Source organism: Rossellomorea sp. NRS-1567, assembly GCF_050467885.1.
Lineage (GTDB): Bacteria > Bacillota > Bacilli > Bacillales > Bacillaceae_B > Rossellomorea > Rossellomorea aquimaris_C.
In genome coordinates this window covers 29,997-52,721 of sequence record NZ_JBITPL010000016.1, presented here as the reverse complement: position 1 = coordinate 52,721, position 22,725 = coordinate 29,997, and the positions used below count along the sequence as shown (strand labels likewise).

General features: G+C 42.7%; 23 protein-coding genes and 1 pseudogene. 18 read left to right on the top strand and 6 right to left on the bottom strand.

Annotated elements, in window-relative coordinates; genetic code table 11:
- The first annotated feature begins 16 nt into the window (after positions 1-16).
- Positions 17-712: a LytR/AlgR family response regulator transcription factor gene (locus ACIFOD_RS11670; protein WP_430314765.1), complete on the top strand. Its 696-nt coding sequence runs from the start codon at positions 17-19 to the stop codon at positions 710-712.
- A gap of 65 nt (positions 713-777) precedes the next feature.
- Here the strand turns inward: ACIFOD_RS11670 and ACIFOD_RS11665 are convergent, their stop codons facing one another.
- Together ACIFOD_RS11665 and ACIFOD_RS11660 are read right to left on the bottom strand one after the other, a co-directional pair.
- Positions 778-1,131 (bottom strand): hypothetical protein, encoded by a 354-nt coding sequence (locus tag ACIFOD_RS11665; RefSeq protein ID WP_430314763.1) that lies wholly within the window; start codon positions 1,129-1,131, stop codon positions 778-780.
- A gap of 133 nt (positions 1,132-1,264) precedes the next feature.
- Positions 1,265-1,693: a helix-turn-helix domain-containing protein gene (locus tag ACIFOD_RS11660; protein WP_430314762.1), complete on the bottom strand. Its 429-nt coding sequence runs from the start codon at positions 1,691-1,693 to the stop codon at positions 1,265-1,267.
- 660 nt (positions 1,694-2,353) lie between these two features.
- Here ACIFOD_RS11660 and ACIFOD_RS11655 point away from each other — a divergent pair.
- Complete coding sequence (locus ACIFOD_RS11655) at positions 2,354-3,739, top strand: hypothetical protein (protein WP_430314760.1); 1,386 nt, start codon at positions 2,354-2,356, stop codon at positions 3,737-3,739.
- Between the two features lie 221 nt (positions 3,740-3,960).
- Here ACIFOD_RS11655 and ACIFOD_RS11650 read toward each other — a convergent pair whose 3' ends face one another.
- Positions 3,961-4,296: a hypothetical protein gene (locus tag ACIFOD_RS11650; protein WP_341357063.1), complete on the bottom strand. Its 336-nt coding sequence runs from the start codon at positions 4,294-4,296 to the stop codon at positions 3,961-3,963.
- Positions 4,297-4,590: 294 nt separating this feature from the next.
- Here ACIFOD_RS11650 and ACIFOD_RS11645 point away from each other — a divergent pair, with 294 nt between their 5' ends.
- The 9 genes from ACIFOD_RS11645 to ACIFOD_RS11605 all read left to right on the top strand — a co-directional run bounded on the left by ACIFOD_RS11645 (position 4,591) and on the right by ACIFOD_RS11605 (position 12,291).
- Positions 4,591-4,920 carry a 2Fe-2S iron-sulfur cluster-binding protein gene (locus ACIFOD_RS11645; protein WP_430314758.1) on the top strand — a complete coding sequence of 110 codons (330 nt, stop codon included), beginning with the start codon at positions 4,591-4,593 and terminating at the stop codon, positions 4,918-4,920.
- 59 nt (positions 4,921-4,979) lie between these two features.
- Positions 4,980-5,750 (top strand): creatininase family protein, encoded by a 771-nt coding sequence (locus ACIFOD_RS11640; RefSeq protein ID WP_430314756.1) that lies wholly within the window; start codon positions 4,980-4,982, stop codon positions 5,748-5,750.
- Between the two features lie 32 nt (positions 5,751-5,782).
- Positions 5,783-7,249 (top strand): hypothetical protein, encoded by a 1,467-nt coding sequence (locus ACIFOD_RS11635; RefSeq protein ID WP_430314754.1) that lies wholly within the window; start codon positions 5,783-5,785, stop codon positions 7,247-7,249.
- A 255-nt stretch (positions 7,250-7,504) separates the two neighbouring features.
- Positions 7,505-8,233, top strand: coding sequence for a TenA family transcriptional regulator (locus ACIFOD_RS11630; RefSeq protein WP_430314753.1), 729 nt, complete (start codon positions 7,505-7,507; stop codon positions 8,231-8,233).
- Between the two features lie 101 nt (positions 8,234-8,334).
- Positions 8,335-9,798 carry an aldehyde dehydrogenase family protein gene (locus ACIFOD_RS11625; RefSeq protein ID WP_430314752.1) on the top strand — a complete coding sequence of 488 codons (1,464 nt, stop codon included), beginning with the start codon at positions 8,335-8,337 and terminating at the stop codon, positions 9,796-9,798.
- A gap of 23 nt (positions 9,799-9,821) precedes the next feature.
- Positions 9,822-10,295: a GlcG/HbpS family heme-binding protein gene (locus ACIFOD_RS11620; protein WP_430314751.1), complete on the top strand. Its 474-nt coding sequence runs from the start codon at positions 9,822-9,824 to the stop codon at positions 10,293-10,295.
- A 50-nt stretch (positions 10,296-10,345) separates the two neighbouring features.
- The gene (locus tag ACIFOD_RS11615; protein WP_430314750.1) at positions 10,346-10,942 is read left to right on the top strand and encodes a chromate transporter; all 597 of its coding nucleotides are present in this window, start codon (positions 10,346-10,348) and stop codon (positions 10,940-10,942) included.
- Complete coding sequence (locus tag ACIFOD_RS11610) at positions 10,939-11,472, top strand: chromate transporter (RefSeq protein WP_430314748.1); 534 nt, start codon at positions 10,939-10,941, stop codon at positions 11,470-11,472. Before ACIFOD_RS11615 ends, ACIFOD_RS11610 begins: the two co-directional genes overlap by 4 nt.
- Positions 11,473-11,613: 141 nt before the next feature.
- Entirely contained in the window at positions 11,614-12,291 is a 678-nt protein-coding gene (locus ACIFOD_RS11605; protein WP_430314747.1) for a GntR family transcriptional regulator, read from the top strand.
- A gap of 59 nt (positions 12,292-12,350) precedes the next feature.
- Here the strand turns inward: ACIFOD_RS11605 and ACIFOD_RS11600 are convergent, their stop codons facing one another.
- Positions 12,351-13,157 carry an aspartate dehydrogenase gene (locus tag ACIFOD_RS11600; RefSeq protein WP_430314745.1) on the bottom strand — a complete coding sequence of 269 codons (807 nt, stop codon included), beginning with the start codon at positions 13,155-13,157 and terminating at the stop codon, positions 12,351-12,353.
- 172 nt (positions 13,158-13,329) lie between these two features.
- Here ACIFOD_RS11600 and ACIFOD_RS11595 point away from each other — a divergent pair, with 172 nt between their 5' ends.
- The 7 genes and pseudogenes from ACIFOD_RS11595 to ACIFOD_RS11565 all read left to right on the top strand — a co-directional run bounded on the left by ACIFOD_RS11595 (position 13,330) and on the right by ACIFOD_RS11565 (position 18,045).
- Positions 13,330-13,677 (top strand): 2Fe-2S iron-sulfur cluster-binding protein, encoded by a 348-nt coding sequence (locus ACIFOD_RS11595; protein ID WP_044339899.1) that lies wholly within the window; start codon positions 13,330-13,332, stop codon positions 13,675-13,677.
- 263 nt (positions 13,678-13,940) lie between these two features.
- On the top strand, positions 13,941-14,420 hold the full coding sequence (locus ACIFOD_RS11590) for a RidA family protein (RefSeq protein WP_430314743.1): 480 nt from the start codon (positions 13,941-13,943) through the stop codon (positions 14,418-14,420).
- 29 nt (positions 14,421-14,449) lie between these two features.
- Positions 14,450-15,472: an NAD(P)/FAD-dependent oxidoreductase gene (locus tag ACIFOD_RS11585; protein WP_430314742.1), complete on the top strand. Its 1,023-nt coding sequence runs from the start codon at positions 14,450-14,452 to the stop codon at positions 15,470-15,472.
- 12 nt (positions 15,473-15,484) lie between these two features.
- Positions 15,485-15,718 (top strand): ferredoxin, encoded by a 234-nt coding sequence (locus ACIFOD_RS11580; protein ID WP_430314741.1) that lies wholly within the window; start codon positions 15,485-15,487, stop codon positions 15,716-15,718.
- A gap of 172 nt (positions 15,719-15,890) precedes the next feature.
- Positions 15,891-17,414: pseudogene (locus ACIFOD_RS11575) on the top strand (YifB family Mg chelatase-like AAA ATPase).
- A 53-nt stretch (positions 17,415-17,467) separates the two neighbouring features.
- Complete coding sequence (locus tag ACIFOD_RS11570; RefSeq protein ID WP_430314739.1) at positions 17,468-17,734, top strand: DUF4160 domain-containing protein; 267 nt, start codon at positions 17,468-17,470, stop codon at positions 17,732-17,734.
- 11 nt (positions 17,735-17,745) lie between these two features.
- Positions 17,746-18,045 (top strand): hypothetical protein, encoded by a 300-nt coding sequence (locus tag ACIFOD_RS11565; protein ID WP_430314738.1) that lies wholly within the window; start codon positions 17,746-17,748, stop codon positions 18,043-18,045.
- A 79-nt stretch (positions 18,046-18,124) separates the two neighbouring features.
- On the opposite strand, the gene ACIFOD_RS11560 is transcribed toward ACIFOD_RS11565, so the two are convergent.
- Positions 18,125-20,227: a GDYXXLXY domain-containing protein gene (locus ACIFOD_RS11560; RefSeq protein ID WP_430314736.1), complete on the bottom strand. Its 2,103-nt coding sequence runs from the start codon at positions 20,225-20,227 to the stop codon at positions 18,125-18,127.
- Positions 20,228-20,460: 233 nt separating this feature from the next.
- Positions 20,461-22,635 (bottom strand): N,N-dimethylformamidase beta subunit family domain-containing protein, encoded by a 2,175-nt coding sequence (locus ACIFOD_RS11555; protein WP_430314735.1) that lies wholly within the window; start codon positions 22,633-22,635, stop codon positions 20,461-20,463.
- Positions 22,636-22,725 lie beyond the last annotated feature (90 nt).

The following is a 22,725-nucleotide window of genomic DNA, read 5'->3' as shown; positions in this document are numbered from 1 at the left end:
TCACCTTAATATTGCTGTGATTGATGATGAAGTAACAATATTGGATCAAGTGAAGGACATTACCAAAAAACTTCCCGGGACAAATCTGGTTCTTGCTACAACGGAAGTAACAGACCTCTTCTCATTAATAGATACAAAAGGGGCTGTAAATGTAGTGCTGTTGGATATTAATATGCCTGTAGCCAACGGATTTGATATTGCCCAATATATTAAGGATAAATCTCCATCGATTAAAATCATCTTTATGAGTGCAAATCCTGATTTTGCTTTACAGGGATACAAATATTATCCCGAAGATTTTTTAATAAAACCCATCAATCTGGTGCGCTTTAAACAAACTCTTGAAAGAATTCAAACTACTCGCACCAGAAGAAAAAAGATTGGTGTAAAAGAACAGGGCAGATTGCGATTGGTGGATACATCCCTAATATTATATATCGAGAGAAAAGGAAAGAAGACCCTTATCCACCTTGATGATCAGTCCGTGATTGTTTGCAGTGAAAGCTTAAATCGACTGGAAGACATGCTCAAGGAAGAACTATTTTATCGAACTCACCAATCCTATCTGGTCCCTATCGATAAAATAGAAACAATCGAACAAGACACCTTCATGAAATCATACAACGTCCAACTTAAAAACTGCCAAACCATAATCAACCTAAGCAGACACAAATACAGCCAACTCAAACTCCTCATGGCATCGTATTTCTAGGTAGGGACGGGGGACAGGCACTCTGTCCCAAATATAAAAGAGACGAGGAAATATATCCCTCGTCTTTATTTAGACGATTCCGGGACAAGGGACCTGTCCCTCCGTCCCAGAATCTCTTCTTTTCTCTTTTTAAGAAACGCAAGATGAGTATCGTCATTTCTCAATTCAAACATAAGGATGGCTTTATCTACATAAGGAAGTGCTTTTTTATAATCTCCGACTAGTTCATAATTGTAGCCAACATGATAATGCAGCTCCCCGAGCCCCCACAGATGTTCTTCATCGATACACCATTTAATGGCTCTGAGACAATAGTCAATGGACTCTTCATAATCTCCTGATTGTGTCAGGACCCGGGATAAATTATAAAATAACCGGGTTTTAATCGACTTATCATGAAGCTGTTCGGTATGGTTCAAGATTCCTACTACCCTTTTTATAATAGTAGAGAGCCTTTTGATTGTTGTGTGAGAGTGTTTCCCATGTCCCGAAGGTCATCAGGATTTCCATCTCTCTTTCAGTTGCGGCTTTTTTTTGATGGGCTGTCAGCTGTTACGCTTGTTCCAATAAGGAGAATGCGGTCTCTCGATCTTTCTCGATTTCAAATAGATAGATGGCTTTATGCCAGTAAAGAAGCTGAAGCTTTTCGTTATCTTTATAGAAAAATGGATTTTTTAATTCTGCTCTGACCATTTCCATTATTTCAGTAAATCTTCGTGTCAATCGAAGACTTCTCAATTGCCTTTCTACTTCTCTAAAATAATCGATGCGAGGAGTGGTCCCAATTTCAAAGAAGTAGTTCACATCCACTCCGAGTTTCAAGGAAATCTGATATAACGCCGTGGCACTGGGGTAAATATCGCCCTTCTCAATCCGGCTGATGAGTGCCTGCGTGCAAATCCCTTCAGCCAGATCCCTCTGCGTCAATCCCACCACTTTCCTCAACTCTCTTATCTTCTTTCCAATAACCGAATAATCCATCTCCTCACCTCCACGTACAAATTCTATTCTACTATTTTAACAGATGGTGGGAAGTGGGACAGGCACCGTGTCCCACTTCAAGGATGGTGTTGGGACAGGGGACCTGTCCCCGTGTCCCAAAAAAAGAGGTGGTCCTATTATTGGACCACCTCTTAGATCGGGTACTGAATTGTCTCCCAAATGAGAAATACATAGGACAGAATGTTATATCATTAAAACTTTAACGTTCGTTTTAGTCTGGCAAATTTGCGGTTTGCTTTTTCTAAAGCGTGTTTAGATCCAAATAATAGTTGGAACATATGGACCCCTCCCGGAGATTTTTATATAAATCTTTATGTCTTCATTATAAGCGGGATATTTTAGGAAGTCAACAATTATTGTATACCAAATACCTTGTTTTCGATGTAATCAACGTGAATAATAGACGAATAACGCATTATGGTATACCACAATAAAGAGCTGGATTTCCGAAAACCGCTTTAAATCCCTATTATAAGCCAATTATCAACAAGACACTGGTACACATGTTGGAAAAGGAAACAGTAAACCTAATCAAAAAACACTGTTTTTTCTGAAATAATGTATACCATACAATTGATTTTCATTCTCAAGAGGTTTAATATATAGAATAATCAGAAATAATTATGAATTGGTGATTAGATGATAAAACTCTTATCCGGTGTTTCCATCCTATTCTATTTGATCAACGAACTTTTCAGTGGTCTCAATATTTCTCCCATCATCTCTGTGATTTGCTTCCTAATTGTAATGATTACTTTATTCAGAATAAACAAGTTTGTGAGGGTAATAGGGGGGGCTTTTCTTGTATTGGGATTCATCATGATGATGAAGGGTGACGCCGGTTGGAAAGATATTCTGTTTTCATTCGGACCGATGCTCAACCTTCTGACATTGTTTGCTTTGGTTCCTTTGTTGGCACTTCCTATCAAGCTCGGAAACTATTCTGAGAATATTCAAGGCTTTATATCCAGAAGGGTAAAGTCTTCCACAAGCTTATACAGTTTGACGTCCGGAATTTCTTATTTCTTTAGTATTTTCATGAATCTGGCCACGCTGCCGATGACGTATTTCTCTGTCAGGCCGGCTGCGGATGCTTTCCCATTGGAAGATAAAGAAAGATTCATGAGCAGAGCCATCACTCACGGATTCTCCATGCCGTTGATGTGGGCCCCGGTCACCCCGATTGTCGGGATTGTGATTGATATGACAGGGGTGAAGTGGGGCGGGCTGCTTCCTTATGTCCTTCCTTTAAGTGTGATGGGGCTGCTGCTTGATTGGTATACGGGTGGATTCAGAAAGAGGAGAAATCGTCCTTCATATGGTACAAGCCCTGCCGCTAAAGAAACGGCTGCAGCCATGGAGGGGATGGATGGAAAGGCAGGGGCGGGAAAGCTGTCACACATTTTGATAGCGATACTTGCCTTCAATATTGTCATCTCATTCCTGGAGCATTGGTTATCTCTTTCGTTCTTGATCGTCGTCTCACTGCTCGTCATTCCATTTGCTTTCATATGGTGTCTATTGTTGGGAAGAGCAGGGGGTTTTAAAAATGGGCTGGTGGATCATTATCAGCACCATTTACTGAAAATGAAAGATCAGTTTTTCATCTTTCTGTCTGCAGGTTTCTTTATATCGGCGATTGAATTCTCCCATACGGATCATCTGGTGAATGAATGGATTACCGCTTTCAAGGATACAATCGGAATCGAAATCTTTGTCCTGTTAATCCCCCTGATTCCTTTGATACTGGCGTTTATCGGACTTCATCCAGCAGTGGCGCTTGCTTTACTGGCTGGAACCCTTGATCCCCAAAGCCTGGATGTTTCACCCTATATCCTGACCGTTTCCATGCTCGCAGGAGCAGTGTCCGCTTTCTTGATGGGACCGTATAACGCAACGATCGGTCTAATGTCGACCATTGTAAAGACAAGCTCCTTCAAAGTGTCAAATTGGAATTTCATATTTACGATTTCGTTCCTGGCATTGACCGTGGTGTACCTCATGATTTTGCAGATTCTTATATAAGAACAAAAAAACACCTTCGATTTTAGTATGTTTCTAAATACTAGAATCGAAGGTGTTTATATTTTGAATTGTTTATTTGTAATAGTGAATCGTAGACAAAGAAAGTTGGTTGGGGCGGAAATCAACCATCACTTTCATAAAAAGCAGACTTACCTAACCCTTTTCAAACTAAAGGATTGAGTAAGCCTGTATAAGAGCACATTGAGGTTAATACCGTTTTACTAAACAGCTAATTCATCAGATTTGACCAGCTTAGAATGTTTCGAGTCTTCACTGTTTCCATTAGCTTTCACAATTTCATATAACTCCTCACGTGCGCCTTCGATCGTCTCGAAGGATTCAAAGAACTTTACCCGGATATGATTGACATACTCTTTACCCTCATACTTTTCATATAATTGAATCTTGGCATCGTCATCCAGAACTCTGGCAATGGTATAGGAGGATTTCAATTTGTCGAAGAAATAAAAATGATACGTTTCTACAGGCTGGAATCCGTCATTTTCTAGTATAGTCTGAAAGGTATCCTTGTTGGTCAGTACAATATACTTTTCCATAATAAAACCCACTCCTTCATAATGGATCTGGCACACTTTGTATTTTGTATACCAAATCTTCTTGTCTACAGTGTAAAGGAAGAGTCGGATTAAATCAATATAGTTTTCAGAATTTTTATTTTTTATGGTTTTGCCGCTAATTTACCGATATTTATCCCCTAGAACTTACAGTCTTTTCCAATCGCGTTTTTTGTGAGAAAACCTTACGAAAGGGTTTACATTTTTATAGATTCATATGTATACTTAAGAAAATTCTAAAAATTGTGATAAATGTCACAGTGAAGGAGTGTTTGTATGCCAAATGTCAGGCTGCATGTTGAAGGTGGAATCGTTGAACAGGAAGTGAAAGATGGCGCTAATTTGGTTGTACTGGCTGGAATAAAGCAGTTTCCGAAACTGAAATATGGATGCGGGATGGGGAAATGTACGAAGTGTACATGTAAAGTACTGAGCGGTGGTGAAAACCTGGATCCACCAAATTGGAAAGAGGATAAAATGCTGGGGGAATTGCTGAATGAAAACTACCGGCTCACGTGTCAGTTATATATTAAAGCGGATATTGAACTGACTCAGGAAGGGGTGGACGTCAAGAAGAGAAGAGCGGCGGCAGAGGCAAAGGGTTAATTTTTTTTGTGATTCCATTAGGTATACAAAATACCGTAAATGTGTAAAGGGTGGTTGCATTGAATTCGTACGTACTGACAAATATGACTTGGGAAGAGGTAGAGGATGCATTAAAAACCGTTAAGATGGCGGTCATACCGATAGGGGCCCATGAACAGCACGGTCCTCACATGATCGAAAGCTGTGATGCGGTACTTGCAACCGAGATGGCGAAAAAAATCGCTGAACGGATGCACCCGCATCTGATCGTTACCCCGACGGTCAATATGGGCGTATCCCCCCATCATATGAATTTCCCCGGGACCATCTCCCTGAAGCCGGATACATTGATTGCGATTTTAAGGGATATGGTTCGTTCTTTAAAGCATCACGGAATCAACAAGTTTTTGTTTCTAAATGCGCATGGGGGAAATCAATCGACCCTAAGTGTGGCAAGCACTGTTTTGTCTGAGGAGGAAAAGGCAGAGGTTTATTATGCCAAAACAACCGCATCGGCCAAAGAGTCGATTCAGCATTTCATTCATTCTCCCATTTTTGGACATAGCTGTGAACGCGAAGTATCAGAAGCTCTTTATTTAGCACCTTACTTGATTAGACCGGACAAATTGACGTCGGGAGATTTCTGTGAAGGGGGGAGATATAAACAGTTAAGACCGGGAAAAGCCATTCAAGGGTTTTATCATTATGAAGAAATGACGAAAAACGGATGTATCGGGGACGCAACAAAGGCATCGAGAGAATTAGGAGAACAGATTGTCACAGAAGCAACAGAGAATATTGCACAAGCATTGAGAGAATTATTAGGTCTCGAAGTTGAAATGCTGAATTAAATCGCTACAAAAAAGTGGGAAGGGTGAATGCTTTGGATTTATCTGCTGCTCATTGGTTGTATGCATTGGTTACTGTACTTGTCATTGTTACGATGTTGTTTCGCAAGGGGGTTGTACTGCCGACGATCGTAGGGACCTTTTTGGTTGCCTGGTTATATAAAGGATCCCTCGTCGGCGGTTTTATGGCGGTCTTTAACGCCAATCTGGTTGCAGCCAGAGAATTATTCAGTATCTTTTTAATCATTACCCTGATGGTCGCTCTATTAAACTCACTGAAAGATATCGGAGCAGATCAACGGATGATCGTGCCCATCCAGAAAGTCATGGTCAACGGACATATAGCTTTTTTCGTATTAATGGTTGTAACGTATGTCATTTCATTGTTCTTCTGGCCGACACCGGCTGTTCCACTCATTTGTGCTCTGCTCGTTCCTGCTGCCATGCGTGCAGGTCTGCCGGCGATGGGGGCCGCGATGATTGTGGCTATTGCAGGACAGGGGATGGCATTATCATCCGATTACATCATGCAGATCGCACCGATGCTGACGGCTACTTCCGGTGGTATGGAAACGGTACAAGTTGCGGATAAAGCGATGATCTTATCGGTTATTACGGGGCTGACAGCAGTTGGGGTTGCTTATGCGATGATGTACAAGTCAATCTCCAAGCCCAATAGCGAAGAAGCGGAAAATGCGGTCAACTTATTGAATGCCATGACTGCTGACAAAAGTGGTGTGGAAGCTGAAGTATCCGCAGCGTCTGAGCTTGAGCTATACAGAAGCAGAAAAGAAATATGGGGAAAAGTGTTTGCTGTTCTCGTTCCACTATCTATGCTTGCCGTCATGATTTTTATGTTTTCTACCAAGTTTAGTGATGCTGAGTCGGGGAGATTTGCAGGTGGGGACGGTGCTGCCTTTATCGGTGGAGTCGCAGCCGTACTGCTGATTTTGGCTTCCATTGCTTTTGGCCGGATCCATGCTTTGGATAAAATCGGTGATCACATCACAGACGGTTTTGTCTTCGCGTTTCGTGCCATGGGTCCTGTTATCCCGATTGCCGGATTCTTCTTCCTGGGGAGCTCGGATTTTACCGGGTCGATTCTTTCGCTTGGGGAAGAAGCGGCCAAGCCTGCGTTTCTATTTGATCTCGTTCAGTCTGCACAAGCATCCATTCCTAAAAACGCTTTCTTTAGTGCCTTTGGTATCCTTTTAGTTGGTATAATCACTGGTTTGGATGGTTCGGGCTTCTCAGGGCTTCCTTTAGTGGGCGCATTATCAGGTGCCATGTCAGGTTCAGCCGGGATTGATCCTGGTACGCTGGCGGCGATCGGTCAGATGGGATCTGTTTGGACAGGCGGTGGAACACTGATCGCATGGTCATCCCTGGTGGCGGTGGCAGGTTTTTGCGGCGTTTCTGTTCTGGAGCTCGCCAGGAAGAACTTCATTCCCGTCATGACAGGGCTGGTAGTGGCAACCCTTGCTGCCATATTGTTCATGTAGTTTAGCGTAAAAGTTATAATTTTTAAAAAAATCAGAAAAGTATATTTACAAAGTAAGAATCATAGGTTAGTATAAAGTCAATGGTATACCAAATGAACAAGCTAAGGTAGTTGTTTTCACGAACTGTATCTCTTTAGATTCTGTCAATTCAGTCGAAAAGGAAGATATGGTTGTTTTTTCAACACTATATGGTATACAAAATACCCAATACAATGTGCAGTACAGCTGCAGCATACTTTTAGGAGGAGATTGATCGTGTCAAAACTATTATCTAAAGATGAATTCCGTAAAGAACTGGAAGAGGCAATCAAGGGGAATCATAGTCAAAAGGCTCCTTTTACAACCGCTTGGGCAGAAGGAAAACTTGAGAGAAAGCACTTTGCCAAATGGGCTGAAAATCATTACCACTATGTTGGGCCTTTCGCAAACTATCTTTCTTATATCTACCACAATACGCCGGATCATCCTAAATTCGAAGACGCGAAAGATTTCACCCTTCAAAATATGTATGAAGAGGAAATTGCCGCAGATCGCCATACTGACCTGTTGATTCGTTTTGCTGAAGCTTGTGGAACGACAGGTGATAGAGTAAGAGATCCGAAGAATATGGCTGCAACGACTCTTGGACTACAAAGCTGGTGCTACTCGGTGGCAGCACGTGAAAACTTCGTAGTGGCAACGGCAGCATTAGTAGTAGGTTTGGAATCACAGGTACCTGATATTTATCGGAAACAAACGCCTGTTCTTCGTGAAAAATATGGGTTCACTGATGAAGAAATCGAATTCTTCGACCTGCACATTGTATCGGATGAAATTCATGGAGAGCGCGGATACAAAATCGTGTTGGAACATGCTGATACGCCGGAGCTTCAAGAAGAATGTCTGGAAATTGTGCGTGTAGGAGCGAAAATGCGCCGCATGTACATGGACGGACTGTGGAAGGAATATCTAGAAAAAGATTTAGGTGCTCTTGTAGAGGCTTAAGATACTTAGAATATTAAAAAATTAATAAGTGGCAGTTTCCTTGTATGGGAACTGCCACTTGTTCATCATATCCGAGAAATGAATAGGAAAGGATGTTTCGAGTGCTAGTAGCAAAAGCCGAATTATACAAAAACTACATTAATGGTCAATGGGAGGATTCCTCCAGTGAAAAAACGTTTATCAGCCATAATCCAGCCAATAAAGAAGAAGTGATTGGTGTCTTTCAGGCGTCAACGCAAGAGGATGTGAAAAGAGCCATTGAATCAGCGGATGCCGCTTTTCCTTCCTGGTCTGAAATGGCGCCTTCCAAGAGGGCTGCCATCCTGAACAAGGCAGCTCAATATTTAATCGACCATGTAGATCAATTTGCAAAGGAATTAACACAGGAAGAAGGGAAACCGATCGGGGCTGCCCGTGGGGAAGTGCTTAGATCGGCTCAAACATTGAAGTATTACGCGGTGGAAGGACAAAGCCATAGCGGAGAGACCTTTCCCCAGGATGATCCCAACATGGATGTATCATCGAAGCTTGAGCCGCTTGGTGTCATCACCGTCATAACTCCATGGAATTTTCCATTATCGATACCTGCCCGCAAAATTGCGCCTGCCTTGATCACTGGAAACACGGTTGTGTTCAAACCATCCTCTGAAACACCATTAGTTGCTTACAGATTAGTGGAAGCTTTGGTCCACGCCGGACTTCCGGATGGGGTGCTGAATTTTGTTACGGGCAACTCACGTGAAATCGGTGACAGCCTGGTCGATCATCCAGCGGTGAAGGCTGTGACGTTTACAGGATCGACAGGGGCCGGGGAACGCATTCACCGCAATGTTTCCTTTGATACGAGAACACAGATGGAGCTTGGCGGGAAGAATCCATTGATCGTGATGGAAGATGCCGATATAGAACTTGCAGCTACATTGACCGTGAACGGCGGCTACAATCTGAGCGGCCAGGCCTGTACGGGTACCAGCCGGGTCATCGTGCTGAAAGAGGTCAAAGAGAAATTCCTCAGTGCTTTGGTGGAAAAAACTAAGAACCTCAAGATTGGTAACGGCTTTGAAGAAGGGGTCACGGTTTGTCCGTTAGCAAGTGAGAAGCAATTAACGAGTGTGTTGAAATACATTGAAATCGGTAAAGAAGAGGGTGCCTCCTTACTGTACGGGGGAGAGCACGTAACGGAAGGCGAATATGGAAAAGGCTATTACGTTCGTCCGGCGATCTTTACGGATGTTGATCCATCCATGAGGATTGCGAAGGAAGAAATCTTCGGACCTGTCATTGCGGTTATCGAAGCTTCTGATTATGATGAAGCGATTAAAGTGGCCAACGACGTTGAATACGGACTTTCCGCTTCGATTGTCACCAATAACTTAAAGACGGCCCAACAGTTTACGAAGGATATTAAAGCCGGCACGGTGAAAGTGAATCGAACAACGACCGGTAACCTGATGAATGCACCATTTGGCGGCATCAAGAAGTCCAGTACGTCCACTTTCCGTGAATCAGGAAGAGCAGGACTCGATTTCTTTACTCAAATCAAGACCGTATATATAGGATATTAAAATTTTCTGGGGGTAACGACGATATGAAAACTGTACTAAGACTTGAACTGGAAGAAGCAAAAGTGATCATAGAAGAGGCAAAAAGAAAATCAGAGGAAATCAATGTGCTTGAGACCATCGCGGTTGTCGATGACGGCGGACATGTCATTGCACTTGAACGTATGAACGGTGCACGTATCACCGGTCCTGACATCGCCATTGCCAAAGCGTTTACGGCAGCGGGGCATAAGCGTTCCACTCATTTATTTAATAAGGAACCGAACGGGCCTGTGCTTCCGGGGAATGAAGCATTTGGTATACAACAGATGCTTCCAGGGAAGTTCGCGGTATTTGTTGGGGGATTCCCGATTGTAGTGGATGGTGAAGTCATCGGTGGTATCGGGGTCAGCGGCGGTAACGGTGAACAGGATACTGCTGTAGGAACAGCTGCGCTGAAAGCATTGCAGTCTCACTTAAAGGATCATGACGTAGTTACTGATGCAGATATTAAGAAATAATTCATTGCAGCCAAGGTCCTGACGATAAAATAATGAAAGAAGGAGTAGGCATGAAATCTTATTTGGACCTTACGGTTGGCTTTGCCAGAACGGGAGTGACCGGATATGGAGGAGGACCCTCCACCATTCCATTGATTGAATATGAAGCTGTGAAGAAATACGAATGGATGACAGAAGACGAGTTCGGCCAGACCCTGGCACTTGCCAACACATTGCCGGGTCCGATCTCCACAAAAATGGCTGCGTATATCGGCTATAAAGTCAATGGCAATTTAGGAGCCACAGTAGCGATCCTGGCCCATATCCTTCCGTCTTTGTTCGGGATGCTGTTCATGCTCGGCCTTCTTTACAAGTATCGGACGTCCCCAATTGTAGGGGGGATGGTACAGGGAGTGACGCCGATTATCGGGATTATGCTGCTTGAAATGGCGTATAAGTTCGCAGACAAGGCACGAAAAGGTCTCGGATTGCCGATAGCATTTGGGCTGGGCGGTGTTTCCCTTGTGCTGATCCAGTTTTTGAATCTGCATCCCGGGATCATGATCGGGGCTTGCCTATTGGGAGCCTTTATCGTGGCCGGATATAAGAACCGGACGAAAGATGTGTCCGAAGACATGTATGAGCCAAGAAAGGAAAAGAGCGTATGATTTATTGGGATATTTTCTGGGCGTTTTTCATATCGAATCTCCTTGGGTATGGCGGTGGGCCATCAACGATCCCATTGATTCAAAATGAAGTGGTCAACCGCTATGAATGGATGACACTGAACGAGTTTGGGGACCTGTTCGCGATTGCAAACGTCCTGCCCGGACCGATTGCAACCAAGATGGCAGGGTTCATCGGCTATGAAATGGGAGGCGTATTAGGGATGGTGATTGCTCTAGCAGCAACCATTCTTCCATCAGCTATTGCGGTCATCATCCTTTTCAAATTCGTGAACTTATTCAAGGATTCTCCACAGGTAAAGCTAATGACACTATCCGTACAGCCCGTCATTGCCATTTTACTCGGTGTACTGGCGTATCAATTCTTCCTGTCTGCCTTTGAAAAAAGTGGAGTTTTGCATCTTGTGATCCTCACTGCCGCAGGGTTTCTAGTCATGAAAAAGCTGAAAATCCATCCGGCAATCGTGATCGTATGTGCACTATTTTACGGAGGTATCTTTTTATCGAATTAATTGGAAGGGCGATCAAGTTCTGCTTGATCGTTTTTGCTTTTCATCAATTCTACCCTAAAATATCTTAATAATATAAAAATGACTGAGTCTTTGATAAAATAGATAGACAAGTGATTTTATATCGGAGAAGGGGATAATGAAATGAAGTGGGAAGAAGAGGAATTACTTTCAATCCGTGAGCGTGCATATATTTATTTAAAAGACCTGATTCTGGGCGGAGAATACAAGCCTGGAGACCGCCTGATCGAAAGGGAAGTGGCAAGTAAATTAAATATCAGCCGGACCCCGATTCGTGAAGCACTGTTCCGGCTTGAATCACAAGGCTTCGTCAAGACAGTCCCTAGAAAAGGTGTCATTGTTTCCAATATATCTGAAGAGGAAGTCATCGAAGTGTTTACGATTCTTTCTTCCCTGGAAGTATTGGCGGCAAAGCTTGCTGCACAGAAGATGGAGGATGACATACAAAAAGAATTCAATGAAAAGATTGAAAAGCTGGAAGCCTTGGAAAAAGGAGAGGGAGAAGGGATTGATACGGAACATATCGAGATGAACCTCCTCCTCTATAAAGCCGCCAAAAGCCCGAAGCTTTTTCAAATTCTTTCGGGGTTGACCGATTATATTCAGATGTCTGCCAGTATGGGATATGAAACCCCGGGGCGCAGAAAGGAATCTTTAAAGGAACATATCCAAATCATGAAAGCGGTAAGGGATAAAGAAGCGGATATGGCCGAGTTCTTAACGAAGATCCACATCGAAAACTCCAAAAAAGCCTATATCCATTTCATTGAAAAGCAAAAAGAAAAAGTGAAGAAAAAATAAAGAGGGACTGTGTCTGGATGATGAGACACAGTCTTTTTTGTGGAATATTTATGCTGAACTCAAATCCCTATGACAACAGGGGAAGTAAGGTTATTCAAGGCCTTGCAAATGCTCATCGCTACAATATAGCCTGATTTCGGATTATCTGCTGACGGGGTATTCTGGATGGTCAGTTCCACCTCCCCAAAGTATCCTTTTGCGATGATTTGGTGCGTATTATGAGTAACTTCCGGGTCTACAAGCACCTGTACTTTCGTTTGATCAAACCCTACACCTGCAATGCTGAGGGCCGCTGAAACATTCGTGCTCTGCGGAAAGAGCTTAGCAGATTCACGAGCCGTACCTTCATAGAGTGTAAACTCTTCACTGATGGTATCTAAATCTACTTTTTCTTCAGCGATCGTCCCTCTCCATGCTAAAGGAGGTTTACGGGTGATGAGCTTAACTTCATCCAGCTCGTTGATGGAGGACGCTGCGATTCGATCCAAGCCTCCAATCGCAGCAGAAGGGAGAATCAATTTCCGGCCATGTTTCCTTGCTGCTTCGACGACTTTATCATAAAGGTCCCCATCAGAGAAAGCTCCTACGGATACCGTTATAAAGTGGCTACCCGTTGATAGAGATTTCACTGCATATTGATAGACGGCTTCATGGCCTGCACATTCTATGATCACATCTAATCCGGAAGAGAAGAACGTTTCCTCGCTGTCTATTACCATGAATCTCTCATTCTTTAATTCTTCATATTGCTCAGAATTCCTTACGAGAATCGCGTGAACCTCCGCCCCTTCTACCTTATCTTCCTTTATATATGAAACAACATCTTTTCCGATCGCGCCATACCCGATTAATCCTACTTTTAACATGATGGAATCCTCACTTTCGTCATAATGGATTTTTGTATACCAAAAAGTATAGCAATAGAATATAAGTTAATCAATAAAATTCAGAAAAATGAGAAATAACTAAAAATATATTGTCAGAATATTTCGTTTGTGGTATATTGTATACCAATAAGGATCAAGGGAGGAATACTCGATGCCTAAAATCAATTATTCTACAAGTGGAAAAGTTCTGGATGTACCTGAAAACTCTAATATATTACGAATGTCTTTACGATATGATGGCGATCTTCCTAACAAATGCGGAGGCGGGATTTGCGGAAGCTGCCTTTGTAAGATTGAGGAAGGTGCCGAGAACCTGGACAACGTGAAGGTCCAGGAACGGAGAAAGCTTGGGGAAGAGTGGCTTGAAAAAGGGTATCGCCTAGGGTGCCAAACATTTGTCACAGATGGGGATGTCACCATTTCGTGGGATGAAGAAACCACAAAAGTCGTGAAGAAAAGAAAGCCGGACAAAATCCAAAAGCAAGTAGTCAATAAATAAGAACAAACACATTAAATGGAAGAGGTGAAGCAAATGTGGACATGTAAAAAACATGTGACGAAGGCAATTGAGTTATTGGATGTCCCTCATATCCGCAAGGCTCCGGAGGGTGTGAATTGTTCTTTTTGCAATAAACAGGCAAACCTCAATGTGTTCTATTCCCATCAACCAAGTAAATTCAAAAATAAAAAGGAAACGTTATTACAAACATCATAATCTACGGCTTCTTGATTTAATGGCACTCGCCAGGAAGGAAGATCGATGTGGAGAAACAATTGATAAAGGTTGAAGAGAGACTTGAAGAGATGGGACTAGTCCTTCCGGATAAGCCTAAACCGTCGGGGCATTATTTGGGATCGGTACGAGCAGATCCATTTTTATTCGTCAGTGGGATCACGTGCAAGTGGAATGGAGACCTTCCTTATAAAGGCAGGGTCGGGGTGGACGTTTCCTTAGAGGAAGGCTATGAGGCTGCCCGCCTGACCACCCTTAATCAGCTGGCCATCGTGAAAGATGTATTGGGATGCTTCAGCCTGATTGATCGTATTGTTAAAGTTACTGGATATGTCAGCTGTCACCCTGGTTTTCCGGATGTTCCAAAGGTGATAAACGGTTCATCCGATCTACTGGTTGAGTTATTTGGAGAAGACGGGAAGCATGCCCGATGTGCTGTGGGCGTCAGTTCTCTTCCCGGTGATGCTGCGGTTGAGACCGATCTGCTTCTATTACTGAAGAAGATGTAAGTATTTTTTGAAGAAAAGAGGTTACGTATATGGAAGAAGGTCCAGTTTTTGATGTCACCATTATCGGGGGAGGGCCGTCAGGATTATTTACCGCTTTTTACGCAGGGATGCGGCAGATGAGCGTGAAAATCATCGAAAGTATGCCTCAATTAGGAGGCCAGCTGTCGGCACTGTACCCAGAAAAGTATATTTATGACGTAGCGGGATTTCCTAAGGTGCTTGCGAAGGATTTAGTTGACGGCTTAAAGGAACAGGCTTTTCAGTTCAACCCTTCTGTAGGTCTCGGGCAAACAGTGGAAAAAGTAGAAAAGCTTCCTGATGGGTCTTTCTTATTAACGGCGAATAATGGGGAAGTCCACCAGACCAAAACCATCATCGTCACAGCAGGTGCGGGGGCATTCAAGCCACGCCAGCTGGGAATCGAGGGGTTAGACGAGGAATATCAGAACCTTCATTATTTCGTTAATGATTTACAACGTTTCAAAGGGAGGAAAGTGATGGTCTGTGGAGGAGGAGACTCTGCGGTTGATTGGGCGAATATGCTTGAGCCGATTGCAAGCGAAGTGACACTCGTTCATAGACGGGATAAGTTCAGAGCCCATGAACATAGCGTTCAGCAGTTAATGAATTCCAGTGTCCGGATCATGACACCTTTCAATGTAGCGGAATTGAATTCAGAGAGCTCTACGATCCGTCACGTCGTCCTTCATCATGCGAAAGGGGAGCGGACTGAAATCGTGGATGTGGATGATGTTCTTGTCAATTACGGATTCATTTCTTCGCTTGGTCCCATAAAAGACTGGGAGCTTCAAATCGAGAAGAATTCAATTGTCGTTGATTATAAAATGGAGACGAATATAAAAGGGATCTTTGCCGTCGGCGATATTGCCACCTATCAAGGGAAGATCAAATTGATCGCCACCGGGTTCGGTGAGGCCCCTGTAGCAGTAAGCCATGCAAAGCAATATGTCGATCCAACTGCCCGGGTACAGCCATTACATAGTACAAGTGTGATGGGTAAGGTGGAAAAGAAAGAATCCATTAAAGCGTAAAGGAGATTGAAGATGGGTAAATACACAATGATAGATCAGGAAACTTGTATTGCCTGTGGATCTTGCGGAGTATCCTCACCTGAGGTATATGACTATGACGAAGAAGGACTGGCATTCGTGTTGTTGGATGATAACAAAGGGACAACGCCCATTCCAGAAGAGTTCATGGAAGACGTGGAAGAAGCGTATGAAGATTGTCCGACGGAATCTATTAAGCTATCGGATACGCCGTTTGATCGGAGATAAGAAGCGAGGGGACCTCTTGCTTCTTTTTTTTGAGGCTTTTTGGAGAATTGACAGGGGTAAATACATAAAGTAAAATAAAATTAGAACATGTGTTCTGTTCTTATCATTTTTTCTAGCTCATGTTTTCAATTCTATGTGGAAAATAAACTTGAAAAGTTGAGGGGGAAAGTCCATGACAAGTAAAGTGACTAGCATTGGTTTGAAAGGTTTAGATGGCTACAAGGTAAGCGTAGAAGTGAGGTCCATACAGGGGACAAAAGCATTTGTAACTGTCGGATTGCCTGATGCTTCCGTGAAAGAATCAAAAGAGCGGATCACTGCAGCCCTTCATGCCATGGGCTATACCCTTGAGAATCAGAAGATCATCATCAACTTATCTCCAGCTGAGTTGAAAAAGACAGGTCCGCTTTATGATCTATCAATGGCCATTGGGATTCTCATAAGTATGAAAGAAATCACGTGTCAATGTTCAGAATCAACCGCTTTCTTAGGTGCTTTGTCCTTGGATGGCAACCTTCGCACAGTTGAGGGAATACTTCCTGCTGTGTTGGCAGCCAAGAGGATAGGGGTCAGAAAAATCTACATGCCCTTTGACCCTGAACTGCCACCCCTTGAAATGGAAGACTTAGAAATCGTTTATGTTTCATCTTTACAGGATGTTATTCACCACCTCTCCGGGAAAAAGATCCTTCCAATTGTTCCAACGGAATATAAAGAGAAGGAAGACCCTTCTATCCCTGTTAATTTTAATCAGATTATCGGACACTCATATGCAAAGCGTGCTCTGGAAATTGCAGCAGCAGGTGAGCACCACCTATTTATGATGGGTCCACCTGGATGTGGAAAGAGTATGTTGGCTGAAAGCTTCCCATCCATTCTCCCGAAACTGTCTAAGGAAGCTCAATTTGAAGTTATGAGTTTGTATCAGCTTAGTACAAGTATAAACCGATATTCTTCCCAGCCCCCGTACCGGAACCCTCATCATTCAGCTTCTGGTGTTTCCATCATTGGGGGAGGGCAAAATCCAAAGCCTGGTGAAATCTCTTTAGCTCATAGAGGCGTACTCTTCCTGGATGAAATTGCAGAGTTTACAAAGAAGACCTTGGATATGCTAAGGCAGCCCCTCGAAAGCGGTAATGTCACAATCTCCAGAGTGCATTCCACCATCACTTACCCTGCAGAATTCATATTGATAGGAGCCATGAATCCTTGTCCCTGCGGCTATTTGGGTTCACTGACTCACTACTGTACATGTACTCCCAAACAAATTGTCGCCTATCAAAACAGGCTGTCAGGACCGATGCGAGACAGATTTGATCTATTTCTTAACCTATCTCCTGTGAATCTAAAAGATCCTAAACAAAGTAAACAGGAATCTTCTCATGCGGTTCAACAACGCGTGAAAAGTGCCAGAGAACGACAATATGAAAGATACGGAGAAGAGATATGTAATGGAAGAATCAATTACCAGAGGTTAATGAAGGAAAGTCCCACTCTTGAAGAACATCTTTCTTTTTTACACAACCTATCCTCTAAATACCACTGGAGTAACTGAACGCATATAAAGGTTATCCGCCTTGCCAAAACGATTGCGGACTTGACTGACTCTCACCCGGTCACAGAACAACATATTTGGGAAGCGGTTAAGCTACATAGACGACCGAGTATTAAGAAAACACCCATTCTCGCACGATAGGTGAATCTTTACCCAGATAATATAGGTATAAGAAAAAGAGGTGGGATAAACGTATGCCAAAGATCAGCGAATTTGGAGGGATATCCATTCACTTATATTACAATGATCACGATCCTCCTCATTTTCATGTTATTTATTCTGGTTTAATGACAAGAATAGAAATAATAACAGGTGAATATATTAGGGAGGATGATCCTTTACCACGTACTAAAGAGAAGGATGTTATGAAGTGGCTTGATATTCATAAGGATGATATGATAAAAGCGTGGGATGAGTGCAGGTGTAAAATAGCGCCGCGCAAGATACCGCCCCTATATTAGGAGGTGTTCCGATGATTCTTATTAATAAAGTGGTTACGATCCCGGGAATGGATGGATGGCTTCTTGTTGATTTTACAGATCGATCAAAAAAATTCGTTGACATCAGGCCTCATATGGAAGGGATTCTTGAAAAATTAAAAGATCGGGAATTCTTCAGCAAAGTATATGTTGACGATGATTTGAAAATTGTTACATGGCCTGGAGAATTAGATTTGGATCCCGATCAGTTATACAGAGAAGGTATTGATTTAGTTGAAATTAAAAAAATGATTGAAGTAGCACAAGATACCAATTTTTTAGAAAGAGCTTGATGAAATAGAAGTTGACTAATAAGGAGCATTTTTCATTATTAGTCAACTTTTTTCATTCAAAGTGGATCAGACCTGACTCCTAATAACGCAACCGCTCCAAAATCCCATTCCCCTTATCACTCACCTTCACCACCGCAGCTTTTACCTTTCCTTCCACATCCAGTCCGGTTCCTTCCGGGATGAAGAAATGTTCGATTCCGTATTTGACCTGGGCATTGTTGTCCCATGAGCTTGTAACCTTTCCATTTAAGAACACATCCCCGGATATCTTTTCATAAGGAGTATTCCATTTCTCGTTTAACCTATAAACACCTGTAAATTCGTGGAGTCCTTGTGGGTTTTCACGTAACACAATGGTGATGGGCCCTTTGTCATCAATAGAGATGTCTTCAAGCTGAGAAATCGTGTAATTCAATTCCACATAGTCACCCTGGAGGAGAGATCTCGGATCGACAGGTAGAAGCTCTAAAAGAATCGTTTCCCCGTTTTGTAAAAGGGTTTCGTTTGAATAGACTTGATACCCGATCCATCCCGCTTGAAGGAATATGATGAGAAGGATTCCCAGCCTTTTCCCGGCAAGCATTGATTGGGATTGCTGATTAGAACCTACTTTTCTGTCCATGTAAACAGCCGTCATCAAGAAGAGGACACCTAATACGGCTAAGAGCAGGGATTTATTAACGAGCTTCCAGGCCAGATCATAATACAGCTGAACGATGAGCATGAACCAGAATACTAGCGATGAAACCCAATAGAAGGTGCGATCCTGCTTTTTGAAAAAATAGACGCATCCCGTAGCGGTCAGAAAGAACAGAGAGGTATAGATAATATGAAGCGTCGATGAAAGATCGATGGCAGTTAACGAGAAAAAAGCAAAGAATCCAATGAGAAACGCTCCATACTGGATGACATGTTTTTTATTCAGAGCAAGGTACACTGCAACATTCAGGACCACCATCACGACAAGGAGGGCATGAGCGCCCAAGTCCATCGTTTGCCCTAAGAAAATCGCTGTGTTCAGTTGAAACAGAAGGTAGAATACAAACCTCGCGGCGAACTGTTTCTCAACATAAAACACATAGGCCAGAACGAAGAACATAACAAAGGAAAATTCATCAAACGTACTTGCGATCATCCCTATTACGATACCGGTCATCATGAGTGAATACTTTACAGGGGACGGCCAGCTGGTTAGCGTGCTTGGTACGACTAGGAATACCGTCGCGAATACAAAAAGAGTGACCATTGAGACATCCACCATGAGTAGTGAAAGCAGTCCGAAAACAGACGCTATGATGAAAACGGAGGCGATGGTGGTGACGCTTGCAACGAAGATCGTCTTCGTCCAATGAAGGGAAGAGGAATGCTTCCGTAAATAGTTAACAAGGAATACACTTCCCGCTAATAACAGAAATGCGGTTAATAACAGACTGACAAAGAAAAGACTGGACACATACTGTGCCATCAACTCGAACATTTTGATGATGATGAAGCCCGTTCCGAATATCGAAAGAATGATAAAGATGGATGTTTCTTTATGAAAGTACCGGTACACCCCGACCCCTAGGATAAAAACATAAAACAGGGTGAAGAAAACGGAATACTCATTATCGAATGCAGTGACTATGAGGAGAAGATTGGCTGAGATCAGACTCAGATAAAGCAACGGTTTTGAATGGATGTAGCCCTTTTTTATAATCAAAAATAAGAACGTGTTTATGATTCCGACTCCGAACGCAATCCATGTATGGGCGAGTGTCCAGTGCCCAAATGGAGACGAAGGGAACAGATAAAAGTAAATCGCCAAATGGATGAGCATATGGGTTAATACGTAAAATCCACTGTACCTTGTGTACAAGCTAAAAAGGAAGGCCGGGATAGCCCAAATTAGAAACAATAAGTAGCTGTCCGCGTGAGAATTGTACAGCTGCCCGAGTAAAGCGACAGATAGCCCAAAGGATATCACCCCGCTGAGCATCAACCAGTTTGAAAGGAAATGGGCCCCCTTTAAAAAACGGTCCAGCAGAAAAGAAGCTCCATAGAACAATAGAATCAAAGAACTCGCTAAAGCCACTTTCTCCAATCGTGAAAACATCTGCCAGTTGGATGCGAAAAAATAAAGAGCACTGGCTAATAGAAACACAACCCCAAATAAATACGTTAGTGATATCAATTTCTTCAAACGGTTCACCCCTTTTTCGTGAATTCAACCTTGGGTATACACTTCATAATCTACTATATGAGGGTAAGGGGAAATATAGCCGTGTTAGATGGGAGGAGAGGCACCTTGATCCATTTCTTGAGAAGAATTCTATTTAAGAACTTAGGGGAAGCTTTATGTAAAGACAAAGGTTTATTGGGTATACAAAAAAGAGTGCAGGGGACCGGACCAGATTCCCTACACTCTTAAATTTTTTACTTATTAAAGTGATTCAAGACGTTTTTAACCATTTGTGAAATATCTTTATCTGTTTCCAGGGTCCCGGTGAATGTTAGTGACCCCACTGAAAAGACCCCTCCTCCGTTTGGAGTATCATAATAAATCATATCGGATCCGCCTAAAATAGGGTTTAATCCTTTGGCAAGACGCACAAAATTTTTGGGTGTATATGGAGTGATCTTATCTGTCTCCCCACCTGCTGCACCGCGGCCGTTTATTCCGGATTCTCCGATTAAGGCACCTGTTTTTAATCCTGTATTTTTAAAGATCCAGTGATTGGGTTTCTCCACTTTGTAAGGTGTATAGGTTCCGTAGCCCAGGTGATTATAGGCTACACCTAAGTATTTCGACTCAGGTCTCGCCAAATCTCTCCAAAGCCCGCCTTTTTCCTTTGTCAATGTATGGAAACCTTTATCTTTTCTCACTTCAATTTGATTTTCTTTTACAGCCACTTTCCAGTAAATGCTGTTAGCAGAAAGATTGAGAACATTTCCCCCTTTTTTCAAGAAGGCTTCGAATTCATCATACATACCAGTAGTCCAGTACTCACTGTGTGAATTTAAAGCCAGGGTTTCGTATTCCTGAAGAATCTCCGGATGATGATGCAAATCATACTCGGATATTACATCGTATGCATAACCGTTTTTCTCAAGCCAGGACAGTAAAAATTTCTCTGCATAAGGCAGATGAATACTATCTTCATATGGATTGATTTGTGGGTTAGGTCGTTGGAAATTCAGAATCTGTGCATTGGTGCGTCCTGTCCCATCTTCAATTTTATAACCATAGAAGGAACCTCCTCCCCACCTGTTATAGGCTTCCCACGTAAAGGTATTGGCAAGTACAGCAAGTTTTGGTTTCGGGTTGCTTGAATTCCTGATTGTGAACATGATGTAGAACTCTTTGCCGCTATCATCATATATTCTTGCTCCGTACATGCCGCTCTTCCAGTCGGTTGGAACTTTAAGTGAATAACTGGTCGTCCAGTCGGCCCCGCTTTTGTATGCGTATTTTCGATAGTTTTGTTTGGTCCCTTTTATTTCAGCATCTTCGAAGACGATCGATTCTTTTTCCCCGAATCTTTTCACCTCTATAGAGAAGGTGGGCTGGAGCGTATGAACTTTCAATTCAATGGTTTCACCGGGGGAATAGCTTGGTTTCGCCCCATATCCTTCAATGGGATGCTGATTATCAATAATCAAAGCATCAGAGTATGGGTTCAGAACTTCTTCCCGAACAGATGCAGGTCCACCCAAAATCAGATAATTGCTTATGTTCTTTTCTTCTATAATATTCTTCGTATCATCTGGCAGGACGTCGGATCTGGTCAGGAGTATGGGGGTATTTTCTTTAGCAGCCAAAACGGAACCAGTAAGAGCATCTGCAAAGGACAGGCCGGTTGCTATGTATGCTTTTTCTGATGGCAGATTTTTTTCTTTGATTAAATTGGCTGCTACAGCATATCGGTCGGATCCTCCGATTCGTTCAGGTTTTGGAAGCTTCGAAGCCACTTCTTTCCCTACACTTCCTTCTCCTCCCATGATGATAGTGGAGGTGATTGTTTTATCGTTAATATAATGTGCAATTGGTGCTGGAATGTCGCTTTTTCTCGTAAGGAGAATGGGATAACCATTTCTTGCGGCGTAGGGTGCTATCGACAGTGCATCTGCAAATGTCATCCCTGTTGCGATAACAGCTTGTTCTGTTGAATGAACGTAATTTGCTACATTGGCAGATACATCATATCTGTCTTTTCCGCCAATTCTATGAATATCTCTAATGCCCATATCCTGTAAGTCCTCTACGATGTTATGAGAGATACTACCTGTACCGCCAATAAGTACAACTTTTGATGCTTGCAAGCGATTGAGCTCATCTTTCGTGACACCAGTTAAAGAATTAGCATGTGTAAGCAAAATCGGTGCGTCTGATTGGTAAGCTAACGGAGTGGCAGACAGTGCATCGGCAAAGGCGAGGAAGTTCACGATATAAACTGTTTGGGCTTCTGTCCAGCCTTTCTTTGAAACATTTACCGCAACTTCAAAGCGGTCTTTACCTCCAAGTCTTTCTACCTCATTTTCATTGGCCGTTACTTCTGAGGCGAAAGCGAAGACTAATAGAAGTAGTAACACAATTTTTATCTCTCTCATTTTCATCCCCCTAATTCTTGTAAAACTGGTAATCTAGTACCTAATAATAGCATATAAATTCCTTTTAGTTCCATAAAAAGTAATATATTC